General features: G+C 39.8%; 11 protein-coding genes and 1 pseudogene. 6 read left to right on the top strand and 6 right to left on the bottom strand.

All coding sequences use genetic code 11. The annotated features are described in order from the left end of the window. Together FJR08_RS01700 and FJR08_RS01695 are read right to left on the bottom strand one after the other, a co-directional pair. Positions 1 to 250 (bottom strand): type II toxin-antitoxin system PemK/MazF family toxin (locus FJR08_RS01700; protein ID WP_168631945.1); only part of this gene is annotated, 250 nt, incomplete at its 3' end. Further along, positions 237 to 467 carry a hypothetical protein gene (locus FJR08_RS01695; RefSeq protein WP_015083417.1) on the bottom strand — a complete coding sequence of 77 codons (231 nt, stop codon included), beginning with the start codon at positions 465 to 467 and terminating at the stop codon, positions 237 to 239. The genes FJR08_RS01695 and FJR08_RS01700, both read right to left, overlap by 14 nt. A 694-nt stretch (positions 468 to 1,161) precedes the next feature. Here FJR08_RS01695 and FJR08_RS01690 point away from each other — a divergent pair. From FJR08_RS01690 to FJR08_RS01675, 4 genes and pseudogenes are all read left to right on the top strand, one after another. Beyond that, complete coding sequence (locus tag FJR08_RS01690) at positions 1,162 to 1,380, top strand: DUF4327 family protein (protein ID WP_015083416.1); 219 nt, start codon at positions 1,162 to 1,164, stop codon at positions 1,378 to 1,380. A gap of 499 nt (positions 1,381 to 1,879) precedes the next feature. Beyond that, a pseudogene (gene iscB, locus FJR08_RS01685) lies at positions 1,880 to 3,158 on the top strand (RNA-guided endonuclease IscB). Continuing rightward, positions 3,136 to 3,540, top strand: a complete 405-nt coding sequence (locus tag FJR08_RS01680; protein WP_323294673.1) for a Uma2 family endonuclease — start codon at positions 3,136 to 3,138, stop codon at positions 3,538 to 3,540. The pseudogene iscB and the gene FJR08_RS01680 overlap by 23 nt, the downstream one beginning before the upstream one ends. Positions 3,541 to 3,850: 310 nt before the next feature. After that, positions 3,851 to 4,132 carry a Uma2 family endonuclease gene (locus tag FJR08_RS01675; RefSeq protein WP_371415531.1) on the top strand — a complete coding sequence of 94 codons (282 nt, stop codon included), beginning with the start codon at positions 3,851 to 3,853 and terminating at the stop codon, positions 4,130 to 4,132. Here the strand turns inward: FJR08_RS01675 and FJR08_RS01670 are convergent. The 3 genes from FJR08_RS01670 to FJR08_RS01660 all read right to left on the bottom strand — a co-directional run bounded on the left by FJR08_RS01670 (position 4,118) and on the right by FJR08_RS01660 (position 8,057). Beyond that, the gene (locus tag FJR08_RS01670) at positions 4,118 to 5,374 is read right to left on the bottom strand and encodes a protein kinase (RefSeq protein ID WP_015083415.1); all 1,257 of its coding nucleotides are present in this window, start codon (positions 5,372 to 5,374) and stop codon (positions 4,118 to 4,120) included. The two genes, FJR08_RS01675 and FJR08_RS01670, sit on opposite strands and share 15 nt — an antisense overlap. 35 nt (positions 5,375 to 5,409) lie before the next feature. After that, positions 5,410 to 7,317 carry a serine/threonine phosphatase gene (locus FJR08_RS01665; protein ID WP_168631944.1) on the bottom strand — a complete coding sequence of 636 codons (1,908 nt, stop codon included), beginning with the start codon at positions 7,315 to 7,317 and terminating at the stop codon, positions 5,410 to 5,412. A 155-nt stretch (positions 7,318 to 7,472) separates the two neighbouring features. Then, positions 7,473 to 8,057 (bottom strand): rRNA large subunit pseudouridine synthase E, encoded by a 585-nt coding sequence (locus FJR08_RS01660; protein WP_168631943.1) that lies wholly within the window; start codon positions 8,055 to 8,057, stop codon positions 7,473 to 7,475. Between the two features lie 175 nt (positions 8,058 to 8,232). Between FJR08_RS01660 and FJR08_RS01655 the strand changes: the two genes are divergently transcribed. Continuing rightward, complete coding sequence (locus FJR08_RS01655; protein WP_148764514.1) at positions 8,233 to 9,096, top strand: phosphodiester glycosidase family protein; 864 nt, start codon at positions 8,233 to 8,235, stop codon at positions 9,094 to 9,096. Positions 9,097 to 9,752: 656 nt separating this feature from the next. Then, a complete protein-coding gene (gene dnaK / locus FJR08_RS01650) occupies positions 9,753 to 11,651 on the top strand; it encodes a molecular chaperone DnaK (protein ID WP_168631942.1) in 1,899 nt (632 codons plus the stop codon). Between the two features lie 557 nt (positions 11,652 to 12,208). Here dnaK and gatC read toward each other — a convergent pair. After that, entirely contained in the window at positions 12,209 to 12,499 is a 291-nt protein-coding gene (gatC, locus tag FJR08_RS01645) for an Asp-tRNA(Asn)/Glu-tRNA(Gln) amidotransferase subunit GatC (protein ID WP_015083410.1), read from the bottom strand. Positions 12,500 to 12,566: the final 67 nt, after the last annotated feature.

Raw genomic sequence — 12,566 nt, 5'->3', positions numbered from 1 at the left:
TTTGAGCAACATCAATGAAACGATCTTTATCTAATCCATTAGTTGCTGTTGCTTTGATATTGACAATATAGGGAGCTTGCTTACTTCCTGGTCGAAATGGCATCACAATTGTTAATAATCCATATTGATTCATAATATCATTTTGAACTATCAAACAAGCACGGATTTTTTGTGCTTCTGCTCCCACCGTTGGATCAAGATTTACCCAGCGAATTTCACCCCGTTTATAAGTTAAATTACCCTCTGGCATTAATACCATCTCCAGCTACATTATCCCAAGCAGAAATCTCATTTTGATATTCTAAATCTTTTGCATCTTCTTGGAGTGCAGCAATTATTTCTGCTTCTAAAATTTTGCGTCTTTGTTCTGCTAATAGTGCATTGATATAGGCACTACGATTACCTTTTGCTTGTTGATCAATAAATCTGAGAATGTCTTCTTCTAAAGTAATTGTGACTTTCATCATTATGTATGACTTATTCATCTTACTAATCAATCATACCACTTTTTTAACAATTTGCAAATACTCTGTATTCTCCGTGTCTGGAGTGGTTCGTAAAAAAAAGGATTCTGGTAAGTTGAAGGAATGCGATAGCGTAAGTGCTGACTTGTCAGTTCGCTGTTTGGGAGGTTGAGGAGATGCGATAGCGAACGCATTGCGTCCCGGAGGGAACTAGCGTGACCTAGGAATCGCTTTTATCTTAAAATGGAATCCATTCCAACTTATCTATCCATTCTTCCCCTTCAGTGAATAAAAACGGGTTGCAGGTCTAAAGGTAGATTCGTTCCCTAATTAGGCTAGACTAGCAGCGCAACTCCTTCAATTCGGGGAAAACAATTACCTATTTACATTCATCCCACAATTAAAATTGAGAAATTCGTGTCAATTTTCTCTACTTGCGTTATCATGGCGATGGCAAGCCTAAAAACCTTGTAGACTGGATATTGCCACCACTTTTCAGCCTAAATAGCGGTTAGTAGTAGTGATTACCGGACAAAACCGAATTCCCAAGCAACTTACTCTTGTTAGTTATGGTATAGTGGAAAAGTTGGAACTAGCTTTGCCAAACCATAATTGCTCTACGCGCAGGTAATAATTGCAACCGGAAAGCTGTTTTGATCAAGAATTTACACACAAAAATCTGAAATACACCGAGTTTATGATTCAGCAAGTAATTCACCCAATGGTGAAATTGCAGCGCAACGTGCAATCACTCGTAGAATCCAATATTATCAAACCCAATGATAGGATTTGGAAAATTGCCTTACTCTATGGCGATGAATGGCAACATTGGAAACAAGAATTGCTAGACTTTGGATTTAGCACTCAAGATCCAATTGGTGATTTATTAGCAGTAGAAAAGTGGGACGACGATTAAACATCTAAATTAGATCGGCTATATCTAACATAGCTTGATGTAAATACGCCTACCTCTACCTATAACAAGGATGGTGCTTAATCCTTGTTTTTATGGTAGGTGTAATTCCGCCGAGATTCTATTATAGATTTAGCACAATATTGATCTGGGATTCAGTATCTTAACATAGCATTTTTATCAAGGTAGGTAAATTATGGTTCAAACCTTACCTAAAACCCAGTTAGTAACCTTTGAAGAGTTTATTAAATGGAAACCAGAAGGCGGATTTTATGAACTGCATGAGAGCATAAATAAACGGAGTAATCTGTAGTTTATGTGAACCAAACCACCCTGAGCGTAGTCGAATGGGTAAACGTTATCTAGGTCATAACACCTTGGGATTCGCTAGTCCCCTGCCATGTTGCTACTTATTAAACAATCCGCAAGGATAGTGTATTTAGCATAACAAGCTCAGATAACAAGGTTGAAGCAAACATTACCCTGAAAAGGTGAAATTTAAATGTCTAATTTTGTTCTAGTTCTTGATACCAACAAAAAACCACTTACTCCAATCCATCCAGGAGATGCACGTTTTTTATTAAATCAACAAAAAGCTGCTGTATTTAGAAGATTTCCATTTACCATAATTTTGAAAGAACCTAAATCTGAAGTTCCAACTCAACCGATTGAATTAAAAATAGATCCAGGGAGTAAAACTACAGGTTTTGCGTTAGTTCAAAATAATAAAGTCATCTGGGGTATGGAATTACAACACAGAGGTTTAGCTATTAAAGAAAGCCTAGAAACTCGAAAAGGAGTAAGGCGAGGAAGACGTTCTAGACATACTCGTTATCGTCAAGCTAGATTTCTTAACCGCACTAAACCTCAAGGTTGGTTAGCACCTTCTTTAAGCCATAGAGTTTTAACTATTAACACTTGGGTCAAAAGATTATGTAATTTTGCCCCAATAACTGACATAGTTCAAGAGCTTGCTAGGTTTGACCTACAGCAGCTAGAAAACCCGGAGATATCAGGCTTTGAGTATCAACAAAGGAGAGTTACAAGGGTATGAAGTCCGTGAATATCTTTTGAATAAATGGAATAGAAAATGTGCATACTGTACTGCTGAAAATGTCCCTTTACAAGTTGAGCATATTAAACCAAAAGCCAAAGGAGGAACTAATAGAATTTCTAATTTGTGTCTAGCTTGTGAAAAATGCAATATCAAAAAAGGTACTCAAGATATTGAGAAGTTTTTAGCAAAAAAGCCTGAGTTGTTGAAGCAAATTTTATCCCAAGCCAAGCGGACACTAAAAGATGCGTCTGCTGTAAATTCAACGAGATGGGCTTTATTTAATAAGTTAAAAGAAACTGGATTACCTATAACAACAGGTTCAGGAGGTTTAACTAAGTTTAATAGAACTCGTTTAGGATTGCCTAAAACTCATTGGATTGATGCTGCTTGTGTAGGAAAAGTTGAAACTCTCAAAATACTGACAACAAAAATTTTAACAGTAAAAAGCACGGGGCATAGTTGCAGAAGATTCTGTAGGATCAATAAATTTGGTTTTCCTTGCACTGAGCCTAAAAAAATATTCACTCATGTTTCTACAGGAGATTTTGTTAAGGCTACTTTGCACAAAGATCGTAAAAACATAACTTCTGGAAGGTATGTAAGTCGTGTTAAAACTCCCACAAAAAACGGATGTGAGATTGTTATCAATGGTTTTAGAGTTGAATTTTCAACAATGAAAGATATTACTAAGGTTCATTGTAGTGACGGATATAGCTACGTTTGACTACGGAAAACTACAATTTTATGAGATTAAATGCAGAGACGGGGAAATTATTGAGATGAATCCGCCATTAGGAAAACACGAAAGCAGAACTGGATTTTTAACTATAGAATTAGCTATAGAGTGCCGCCGCTTAAATCTTCCCTATTTTATTCCCAAACAGGCATTAGTTAAACCGCAAACAAGGCAATCAGCCTATTGTCTAGATGTTTTGTTGATAAATCCCACAAACCTAGTCAATGAAGCCCTGTGGGAAAAAACAGCAACGGTAACTCAAGGTGATTCTGTACCATTAATCATCGAAGTGGTGAGTAGCAATTGGCGAGTTGATGACTATAGAAAATATATTGACACTCTGCGGTCTAAAGACACGCAGATTCTTTAAGACCTGCTTAAAAAGGATAGTCAATTATCCTCCTAGACGCTCAAGGCAACTACCAGTACGACAGGTATTGCAATTGCGCTTACTTTTGATTTTTTTTGCTGCTTTTGTGAGTCCATCAATTTTTAATGTTAAACGCTCCATGATTTACCATTGCTTGTTTACCCAGGCTACAGCTATGCCGAGACGAGATAAATCAGGGGTTTCTCCTTAATAAAACACTTCTTTGCGCTGATGGTTATTCCTACTTGCTAATTAATTCTATCATGTCACCGCGAATAAATAGAGCCTCCGGCACGCTCCGCGAACGCCGTTGGCACTTCCTCCACGCATCTATTGCCAAGTGGCTTCCGTGCCTTTCGTTCTATTTGGTGATTATGAAGAAATGGGAATTAAAGAATACTGGATTGTTGATTATCAACCTTTTGGTGCTGGTAAATTCGTTGGTGAACCAAAACAACCTACCATATCAGTTTGTTCTCTAATTGGTGATGAGTATGAAATTAACCAATTTAGAGACAATGAGCCAATAATTTCCCAGATTTTTCCTGAATTGAAGTTAACCGCTCACCAGATTTTGCTAACTGCTGACTGATCTTAATGCTTGAGCCAAATCTTTTGCAGTATGATAGCGATCGCGTGGTAAAGGTTCTGTCACACACTCAATTACCTGTCTTAATTGATCAGTGATTGTGGGAATACCTTTAACCTCAAACCGAAAATTCCGTCCCCTTTGCCGATAAAATTTTAAAGGATTTTCCCCGGTTAATAAAAAAATTAACGTCGGACCAATAGCATATAAATCAGATTGGGTAAGAGGTTGTCCCCGTTCCTGTTCAGGAGCGCAAAAGCCTTCAGCACCGATTCTGGTCCCTGGTTTTGTGCCAATTTCCTTAACAGCACCAAAATCCAACACCACAATACTATTATTACCACCACGCACCATTAAATTAGCCGGCTTAATATCCCTGTGAATTAGTGGTGTTTGTTGGTGATGAAGATAATCTAGAATATCACAAGTTTGTACCATCCAAGCGATCGCCTGTTTCGGAGTTACAGGCCCAGTTAAGCGAATTCGTTTGTCTAAATCTTGTCCATGAATTAACTCCATAGCCAAGTATTTTTTACCATCTTCCACAAAAAAGTCATAATATTTGGGAACTCCTGCATGATTAAGATGCTTGAGAATACTAGCTTCTCGCATGAATAACTCTTGAGCCTTGGGAATTTTCACCATATCAGCATTCATCTGTTTGATTACCAGTAATTGTGGTACACCAGTAATTTCACCAACACTATCCCAAGCTAAATAGGTAGTACCCATGCCACCCTTGCCAATAGTGCGTAATACCTGATAATGACGAATAGTCTTTTGTACCAAAATTGGTTGACCACAGTGAACACAAAAGACATTCTGGGGATGATTCCCCTCATGAGTACAACCAGTGCTGGAGTATTCTGGGGTTATCTTCTGACTAATTTCCCCATCTCCTGACGGTGAAGGTTGGATAAGTAGAGAAGATAATTCCTGAATCTGTACCTTGAGTAGAGGACCACCTTGAGCTAATAGCAGTAAAGAATTATCAGGAACGATACATTTAGTCACCAAAGAGCCATTGAGGAAAGTGCCATTAGTCCCGTGACTAATTAATTCCCAATCATCTCCTCCGGCATTAGTAACTAATTTCAGTTCTAAATGATACCGAGAAACTAAATTTTCAGCCAAAATAACGTGATTATCTACCGCCCGACCGATGCGAACGACGGTAGAACCCTCAAAGCACCACTGTTTAAGCGGTGTTTGTGTGCTTTTTTCTAATAGGGTCAGAGTAATCACAATACAACCTAAAATTTAAGATCAAAAAACTAATTTTATAAGCAACTTTGCTGAGATGGGCGGACTTTCACCCGTACCAGTATAGCTGTAATATTATCATGACCGTTATGTTCATTGCCCAATTCAATTAAATTTTGAATACCCGTTTCTAAGTTACTAGCAGAACTTAATAAGGGTTGAAGATGAGTTTGCCAATGAGTTTCTAGACAGTCATTATCTGATAAACCATCTGATACCAATACCAGAAGCATATCTTCATTGATCTCAAAGAACGTCACATCAGGATGGAGAGAATCTTCATTGCGTGGACCCAGAGCTTGGGTAAGTTGGTAAGCATCTGCACGTCCATAAGCGACACTCGGTTCTATCCCCCTAGCAATTTCTCGTTGACCAACTTCATGATCTACAGTTATTTGTTCTAGTCCTTGCTTGCGGGTCAGGCAATAAACACGACTATCTCCCACATGAGCAATTGCGGCCTGATTATCCTGAAGTAACAGCATGACCAAAGTAGTACCCATGCGACCAATACCGGAACGGGCTTCTTTTTGATTAAGCTCATAAATAGCTTGATTAGCTAAATAAACCGCATGACGGATACATTCCCTCCGAGGTAATTCTGTATTTACCCAGGTTTCTTGGAAGTATTTACGGATAGTCTTCACCGCTAATTCACTGGCTACTTCACCTCCAGCATGACCACCCATACCATCACAAAGAATATATAAACCCTGTGCTGTAATCGTGCTATTTCTTGGTAATTCTACCTTGTGAACCTGACTATCAACACAAAAATAGTCTTCATTGTGATTGCGTTGACGACCAACATCAGTAGATGCTGCATATTCCAAGCTACTTAGCTGCATGGATAGCACCACAGTTGGGGCATCATCAGTCTTGGTTTCCGTTTCATCACCTAGTTGCAAAATAGTTGAAGAAGCATTGAGTTTTTCCTGAGTAAATATTTCTGCTGTTTTTTCTAACTCCGATAGCGTTCGCGGAGCGTTCTGGAGGGAACTAGCTCTGCTACAAGCAGTTCGCAATTGTGTCAGAGTTTGAATATTCCCAGATTCTATATCCTCTAATATCTCTACCACACAGCCAAATTGAGTGCATTGGGATTCTCTAAACAAAGTTTGCCACATCTGGCCCAAACTTTTAATAGTTAAGAGCTTCTCATTATCAGGATATAACTTTTGTAATACCAAAGCTTGGTCTTCATCTAACCGCAAATTTGATAACTCCAACAAACTTTGGCGACAATTCACAGCTTCGAGTAACTCCCAAAGTTGAGTCATCTGATCAAACCAATGTAAAATTTCCACCGGGCTGGTTGTGTCTTTTTGCCAAACATCAAGCAACATAGGATAATTGGATCTATCTGCCAACAAGACTATTTGCAGATCATCTTGCTGCCAAGCATCATGAATTTTGGGTATTCCTGGGTGCATCTTCATCTGCAATTCTAGATAAGCTGGCGCTAGATCCGGAATTGTCATTGTATCGATCTTAGTTTCATGCTCAAGCATGGCCCCAATCAGTGATATTTCGTAAGGTTGGCAATCTAGAACCTTGACTTCTCTATAATCCCCAATCACTTGTGGAGATTCTAATAAGCGATAACGCTGCTGAGAATCTAAATAAGAATCTAAAACAAATTTGGAAAACGGACTAGAATCACCACTCTCGTCCGCTATATTTTCTAAATTTTGGGTTAATTCCGCAGTTTTTGCCATAACAGAAACTACCTGATCTACTGCGTGAGTAATGAGCGCGTACCAAACTGTGCTAGATTCTGCACCACATTTATAACAATACTGTGCATCTAAAGCTATATCGGCACTGCATTCAGAGCAGATTTTATGAGCTAAGGATGTACCACAGCTTTGACAAAACTTATTACTATCAGGGTTTTCAAATTTACACTGGGGGCAAATCAGCATAGTGGGAGTTCCTTGATTTTCCTGCTAAGGTGCTTTCAGTCTCTCTAGCCACGAACATTCCAACGGGACAGAATTAAATGACTAAAATTATGTAACTTGAGAATTAAGTGGTATTGTTAACACTCTTTTGTATACTGGTATTACAGTCCCTTAATCTATCTTTCCGGTGAATGATTTAATCTTGTGACTTCTAAGGAAGTGAGTTCTCGCCATTGTCCTGGTGATAAATCATCTAATTGAATATTACCAATACTTATTCTGATTAACCGCAAAGTCGGAAAACCGACAGCAGCCGTCATGCGACGGACTTGGCGGTTTTTACCTTCAGTTAGGGTCATTTCTAGCCAAGCAGTGGGAATACTTTTGCGAAATCTAATCGGTGGAATGCGTTGGACTACGGATGGTTCTTCTAACAATAACCTAACTTGAGCAGGACGAGTCCGGTAATCTTGAATTTCTACCCCACTTTGTAGCTTATAGATTGCATCAAGATCAGGAATGCGTTCCACCTGCGCCCAATAGGTACGTTGATGACCAAAACGCGGATGTGCTAGACGATGCTGTAACTGTCCATCATTTGTTAACAACAGCAACCCCTCACTATCCCAATCTAAACGCCCCACAGCATAGACATCGGGAACATCTATATACTCTTTCAGAGTGATATGTTTGGGACTTTCTTGGGTAAATTGGCTCAAAACCCCATAGGGCTTGTGAAAAATAATATACCGATTGTTCATAAGATATAGGAGTCAGGAGTCAGGAGTCAGGAGGCAGGAGTTAGGAGGAACAAAGAAGAATAGTTTTCACCACTTACCACTTACCAATTACCAATTACCTGTTCCCTGTTCCCTGTTCCCTGCTCCCTGTTCCCTCTCTCAACAAATGAATTTAATTTTGTCAGACTACTCAATTATGACAATTAGCAAAATCAGCCGCAGATCCTTTTTATTTCTTGGTGGGGCAACATTAGCACAAGGATTAACCTTAACATTACCTAGTTATGCCCAAACTGTACAGGTAAACAAAAGTCAAATTAATGGTATTCCTTTTTATCAAACCATAGTTGACCTCACAGATCCAAAAACCTTTATCACCATGGGTTTAGCCAAAAACGCCGCTTTTGCGAATACCATTCAAAAAACCAGTGGTGATGAAGAATTTAGTAAATTAGTGGCGCGTTATAAGGCTGCTGTAGTTGCTAACGGCACATTTTTTGCCAAAAATCCCCAAAAAACGGTTATGGGTAACATGATAGCCGGGGGAAAATTTGTGAAATACAGTCGTTGGGAAAACTTTGGGACTACTTTGGGATTAGGAGTCGGTAATAAACCAGAAATGGTGACAGCCAGAATAGACGGCAAACCAGAATGGAATAAACATTGGTTTTCCCTAACTTGTGGACCAAGATTATTGCGACAAGGGGAAATCCGGTTAAACCCCAGGATTGAAGGTTTTAAAGATCCTGCTGTTTTAGGTAATAGCGCCCGAACAGCAATTGGTTTTACCCAGGACGGCACAAAGCTGATTTTAGCAAACTTTGAAATTAACCTCACTTTACAACAAGAAGCGGAGGCAATGAAAGCGATTGGTTGTTATGAAGCTATGAATTTAGATGGTGGAGCATCTAGAGCCTTAGCCAACAAGACTAATATTATAGTTCCTGCCGGTAGACCTTTGACTAATGTAATTGTCATTTATGATGTCACCAATCCTGCCCCAACGGACTTGCAACAGGCATGGCTGAAGTTTCAACAAGGGGAACGTCCTGCTTCGTAAATAATTGACAATTACCAAGCCCCTTATTACGGAGTAAGGGGTATCATTTTTAATTTTTAATTCTTAATTTTTAATTCCCGACAGGGTTTGACGGCAAATACGACTATAAAGTTACGGTTCACCCCAATTCCTGAAAGTATTAATTACCATACATTAGTCAATGTGAAAGCACATAAATCCATGAACCCACTAGACATAATTTATAAAATTCACCGTTCCCCTAACGGTTCGGTAAACCACCCTTCATGGAATACCACTGAGTTTATGTCAGTAACCCAGCCCTAAAGGGACTGAGCTTGCAAAAGTAATCAAGCAAGCTGTACTGACCAGTCTAAGTCTTCACTGACTACGTTTTTTGAGTCACGACACCGGGCGAATGCGTAGCTAGTTCCCTGCTCTGTCGCTTGTGATTAAACAGTTTCAAGGTCACTGAAACAGTGTTGCAAGCCTAACAAGCTCTTAAAACATTGACGTTCGCGCAAGCGTGCCGGAGGCATTCAGCTAACATTACCCCAGAAATGGGAGGCTCTTCGGAGCAAAACATTATGCGTACAGAGTTGGGAAATTTGAATCGGTTTGTTATTGACATTTAGTTAATGCAATTTTATATTCTCTCTGAGTTCATTTAGTAATTTTATACGGAGCAAACACCCAAAATGGCAAAGGTAGTTGGAATTGATTTAGGTACGACAAACTCCTGCGTGGCAGTAATGGAAGGTGGTAAACCCACCGTTATCGCTAATGCAGAAGGTTTTCGGACAACACCCTCAGTAGTTGCGTTTGCCAAAAATGGCGACAATTTAGTTGGTCAAATCGCTAAACGCCAAGCGGTAATGAACCCCGAAAATACTTTTTATTCTGTAAAACGCTTTATCGGTCGTCGTTTTGAAGAGATTACCAATGAAGCTACAGAAGTTTCTTATAAAGTTCTCAGTAGCGGCGGTAACGTTAAAGTAGATTCTCCCGGTGCTGGTAAACAATTTGCACCTGAAGAAATTTCTGCGAAGGTTCTTCGCAAATTAGTGGAAGATGCTAGTAAATACCTGGGTGAAACCGTTACCCAAGCTGTAATTACCGTTCCTGCTTACTTCAACGACTCCCAACGTCAAGCCACAAAAGACGCGGGAAAAATCGCTGGTATTGACGTTCTCCGCATTATCAACGAACCTACCGCTGCTTCCTTAGCTTATGGTTTTGATAAAAAGAGCAATGAAACTATCCTCGTATTTGACTTGGGTGGTGGTACTTTCGACGTATCTGTTCTGGAAGTAGGTGATGGTGTATTTGAAGTATTATCAACATCTGGGGATACTCACCTGGGTGGTGACGACTTTGATAAAAAAATCGTTGATTTCTTAGCGGAAAAGTTCAAAAAAGACGAAGGGATTGACCTGCGTAAAGACAAACAAGCTTTACAACGTCTGACTGAAGCGGCAGAAAAAGCTAAAATTGAACTTTCTAGCGTTAGCCAGGCAGAAATTAACCTGCCATTTATTACCGCTACCCAAGAGGGTCCCAAGCATTTAGATACAACTTTAACTCGCGCTAAGTTTGAAGAACTTTGTTCTGATTTAATTGACCGTTGCCGCATTCCTGTGGAAGATGCGCTCAAAGGTGCGAAGTTAAATAAGACCAATATTGACGAAGTTGTTCTCGTTGGTGGTTCTACCCGGATTCCCGCTGTTCAAGATGTGGTTAAACGGGTGTTAGGTAAAGAACCTAACCAAACTGTTAACCCTGATGAAGTGGTAGCTGTTGGTGCTGCTATTCAAGCGGGTGTTTTAGCTGGTGATGTTACAGGTATCTTGTTGTTAGACGTAACACCATTATCCTTGGGTGTGGAAACCTTGGGTGGGGTAATGACTAAGATTATTCCTCGCAACACTACAATTCCTACCAAAAAATCAGAAGTGTTCTCTACTGCGGTAGACGGACAAGGTAATGTGGAAATTCACGTTCTCCAAGGTGAGAGAGAATTTGCCAATGATAATAAGAGTTTAGGAACTTTCCGTTTGGATGGTATTCCTCCTGCTCCCCGTGGTGTTCCCCAAATTGAAGTGACTTTTGATATTGACGCTAACGGTATTCTCAACGTTGCGGCTAAGGATAAGGGAACTGGTAAGGAACAATCTATTAGTATCACTGGTGCTTCTACTCTGGATAAGAATGATGTAGAACGCATGGTCAGAGAAGCTGAACAAAACGCTTCTTCTGATAAGGAACGTCGTGAGAAAATTGAACGCAAAAACCAAGCTGATTCTTTAGCTTATCAAGCTGAAAAGCAGTTGGAAGAGTTGGGTGATAAAGTCCCCGCTGCTGATAAGACTAAGGTTGAAGGTTTGGTCAAGGAAGTAAAAGAAGCAGTTGCGAAAGAAGATGATGCTCAAATCCAGAAGTTAATGCCAGAACTGCAACAAGCTCTGTTTGCTATTGGTAGCAATATCTATCAACAAGCTGGTGATGCTGCTGGCGCTGCTGGTGCTGAACCTCCAAGCGGTGGTTCTGCTCCTTCTGGTGATGATGTCATTGATGCTGATTTTACTGAAAGCAAGTAGTTTCACAAAGGGCGGGGAATTCCTGCCCTTATTTGATTAATACCCACCTAGCGCAATGACTGGATGGGTATTTTTTATGGTAGTTAAATTATTTATGGCGAGACAGTTCTTCCTTATCAATTTCATGATAACAAATTTAAAAGCAAATGTCAACCCTCTTGATCTCCATTTTTAGAGATTTTTCCACTCTTCTAAACTCGATTTATCTTGATGAATTACAATAGCGTTTTCCCTCCCCTACTCCCCCTGCCCCTCTTCTCCCCCTGCTTGCCTTTACCCGTCATTTTTGGATTGACAGACTACTAGTTGTCCGGTTCGAAAAAATACAACTCGGTTTTTTTGACATTAGTATACGGAAAATAGTTGTCAAATACTTGGCAAATAAAAAATCATCTGCTATATTAAACTCATACCCAAAAACCTAATCCCCTAATCCCCTGTCCCTACGGGGATGTAGAGACGTTCCTCGGAGCGTCTCTACTCTTTTGTGTTGATATTGCAGTAGAAATTGAAGAGAAAGGAAAAGATTCTTTCCTATATCTTCAGTCAGTTCCTAGCTAATCAGCATTAAGAATTTTGGGAACTCGGAAAAAATCACCTTCCTGTTGAGGCGCACTGCTGAGGATTGCTTCTCTGTCAGGACAGGGTTGAAGAATATCTTCTCTGGTAATATTGCTAACATCAATAGCTCTGGTTGTCGGTATGACATTGGTGACATCCAGTTGATTTAGTTGTTCTATATAATCCAGAATACTACCCAGTTGAGTAGTAAATTGTGCTTCTTCATCTGCTGTTAATTCTAAACGAGCGAGATTAGCAACTTTACGAACTTGTTCACTATCAATCATAATTTGTCCGTTGTCCGTTGTCCGTTGTTAGTTGTCCGTTGTCAGTAGGGGCGAAGCATTTGGAAGA

Origin of the sequence: Dolichospermum sp. UHCC 0260 (genome assembly GCF_009711985.1) — a bacterium.
GTDB classification, from domain to species: Bacteria; Cyanobacteriota; Cyanobacteriia; order Cyanobacteriales; family Nostocaceae; genus Dolichospermum; species Dolichospermum lemmermannii.
The sequence above is the reverse complement of the archived record's forward strand: the minus strand, read 5'-3'. Positions and strand labels throughout refer to the sequence as shown.

What these genes read in the sequence shown, in the direction of transcription:
- FJR08_RS01660 (WP_168631943.1), bottom strand. Translation starts at nt 8,057, where the DNA reads ATGAACAATCGGTATATTATTTTTCACAAGCCCTATGGGGTTTTGAGC.
- FJR08_RS01665 (WP_168631944.1), bottom strand. Translation starts at nt 7,317, where the DNA reads ATGCTGATTTGCCCCCAGTGTAAATTTGAAAACCCTGATAGTAATAAG.
- FJR08_RS01695 (WP_015083417.1), bottom strand. Translation starts at nt 467, where the DNA reads ATGATGAAAGTCACAATTACTTTAGAAGAAGACATTCTCAGATTTATT.
- dnaK (WP_168631942.1), top strand. Translation starts at nt 9,753, where the DNA reads ATGGCAAAGGTAGTTGGAATTGATTTAGGTACGACAAACTCCTGCGTG.
- gatC (WP_015083410.1), bottom strand. Translation starts at nt 12,499, where the DNA reads ATGATTGATAGTGAACAAGTTCGTAAAGTTGCTAATCTCGCTCGTTTA.
- FJR08_RS01690 (WP_015083416.1), top strand. Translation starts at nt 1,162, where the DNA reads ATGATTCAGCAAGTAATTCACCCAATGGTGAAATTGCAGCGCAACGTG.
- FJR08_RS01655 (WP_148764514.1), top strand. Translation starts at nt 8,233, where the DNA reads ATGACAATTAGCAAAATCAGCCGCAGATCCTTTTTATTTCTTGGTGGG.